Genomic DNA, 2,670 nt, shown 5'->3' with positions numbered 1-2,670 from the left:
TCCAATACCGGTATCAATAATATCGCAGCGTAATTGCAACTGATCGTTATCACTATCACTAAGGCTGGCGCGAAGGATAATTTCACCTTGCCGAGTAAATTTAATGGCATTACCGATTAAATTGGTCAGTATTTGCCGTAGGCGCCCAGGGTCTCCCAACACCGTTTGGTTTTGGATACCGCCGATATCTAAAATAAATTCAAGGTCAAGATCATGCACTCGCGGAGCCATAGCTCCAGATACATCTTTAAATAAACTTTTAAGATTAAAATCAATGTCTTCAATATTGAGTTTACCGGCCTCAATTTTTGATATATCTAAAATATCATTGATCAGGGTGAGTAAAGAGTCTGCGCTGTATTTTGCGGTCTCGGTATAGTGCTGTTGTTTCGTCGTCATGGACTCTTTGCTTAGCAGGTGCAGCATGCCAATAACACCGTTCATCGGTGTGCGTATTTCATGGCTCATGCTGGCAAGGAACTCACTCTTGGACTGACTCGCAGCCTCGGCACTGTGTTTAGCTTGCTGTAGCGCAGCTTCCGCACTGTGGCGTTCGGTGATGTCACGGGTGATGCCGACAAAATGCCGGGCATTGTCGACGCTAAGCTCACTTATCCCTAGCTCCATTGGGAATTGGCTGCCATCTTTGCGCAGGCCGATAACCTCGCGACCGACGCCAATCACCTTTTTTTCGCCGGTTCTTATAAAGTTATCTAAATAACCATCATGCTCTCGATGATAGGGATCTGGCATTAGCATCTTGATATTTTGACCAATGACTTCATCATTGAGGTAACCAAAAATACGCCTTGCGGCCGGGTTAAATGATTCAATCGTGCCACGTTCATTAATGGTAATAATGCCATCGACAATATTATCGATGACCGCCGACAATCGCTTTATTTGCTCGGCAACTTCATTCTTCAGCTGCGCTGTTGCCCGCTGTTGGTTGGCGGCAAATGTATTAAACCCTGAATACAGGGATAAAAATTCATCGCTAGCCTGCGATTCATCAATGCGCACCGTTAAATCACCGGCATCTAACTGATCATAGGCTGCCGCCATAGACAGCACAGGTGTCACTATTCGCTTTGAAACAAACCAGATAATAAGGAAAATTGAGAGTACGCCTATAAAAAAGCTGAATATCAATATTTGTTGCAGTGAGCTAACAATGCCTGCGAATACCACGTTTTCTGGAATATGGAACGTCAGCAGCCAGTAACGTGTTTTATCCTGCGGTGAGAAAAACACTTTTTGAAATCCCTTCAGTTCTTTCTCGTTCACATCGTACTGGATGAACTGATCGTGAAGAAGAGCGGCGTTAGCCATGTCTGGGTGTTCCGTACTTAAGCGGTAATCGAAACCCAGGTCAGCGCCAAAGGCTTTAGCGCGATCGTCACTCTTAATATAGTAACCTTGGGCATCAACAATATCTCTTTGCGCGCCATTCACGTCAGAAGTAATGCCCTCAAACAACCGCTCAGTAGAAAGATTCATGACCACGAGGCCAATGACGGCTTCATCATTACTCACAACGGGGGTGGCTACCCTCAAAACGGGAAAATAAGGTACCTGAATGACACCATGCTCCCTGTTTAGGCTGACATCAGAGTAGTAGGTCTCTCCGGCTTTTAAGTTGATTGTTTCGCTGACATAAAGCGAATTGGCTTTATTTTGCAGTTCTGTTACTAATATGACCTCGCCATTCACCGTACGGTCGACTCTGACCAGTTCATTACCGGCGGCATCAATAAACCTGAGCTGCTGGTATTCGGGGTGATTGCGCAAAAATGCGGTGAATATCACGGTAAGACGATGGCGCCACTCTTTGAGTGTATTGCCGTTATTTGGGTCGATACCGTTATTAGCGCGAGCGCGTAAAATTGCTTGAATAGGCGGTACATCACGCAGCGAAAGCAGGTTCCGCTGGTGGTTTTCCAGCTCCACCTCCATGGCACTTTTAAGCACCAAGTACTTACTCTGTTCGAGTTCAAGGGCTTTATTTTGAGCAAGATTTTTCGATTGCCAATAACTACTAATGCTTACGACTATCAGCAATAAGGATATCAACCCACCCAGTACCAGCACGGTTTTAGCCTTAAGACCCCATGTGAAATACTTGCTCATATGTTTACCCTTAAAAACCTGTATCCATGCACTGTAGTGGCGCACCAAATCTGGTCAGCCAAAATATTCACCGAGTTCAAGATATTAGTATAGACGCCTATGAACCGATGGTTACATTGTGTGCAGTTACAGCCGTAATTAACGGGTATCACTAAGGGGCGTGCACTAAATAACTTCCCGCTTTTGAATTCCTGGGTACACGCTTGCCTTCGTTAAAAATATTTGTAATAGCCGGCTATTCGGGGCGAGGAAACAATATTTCATCCACTAATGCTTGATCTCGGCCTCCTTACCTTCGTTGCTCAAAGCGTTACATGCCTCGGTAACTGCTCCATGCGTTACCCTAATGACCTATATCCGTATAGGCCCCGGCATGCGCCCCTTTAAGCGTCTCGATAAGAAAGCCGATCGATAACTGCTCCACGACATTATGCTCCTCGGTAATAGCTCCTGCATTACCCTAGTAACGTATATCCCTATACGGATGCAATGTCTAATAAGGGGCTTCCTGCCCCGATGCGTTATTCTAATAACCTGCCT

General features: G+C 45.5%; 1 protein-coding gene. It reads right to left on the bottom strand.

All coding sequences use genetic code 11. From position 1 onward, the window contains the following. Window positions 1-2,130, bottom strand: a 2,130-nt coding sequence (locus AC3A8L_RS21045; protein WP_487964242.1) for a PAS domain S-box protein, incomplete at its 3' end; no start/stop codon positions are given. Window positions 2,131-2,670 lie beyond the last annotated feature (540 nt).

Source organism: Marinagarivorans sp. (assembly GCF_982758155.1).
Note: the sequence above shows the minus strand (reverse complement) of the source record. Positions and strands in the feature narration are given on the sequence as shown.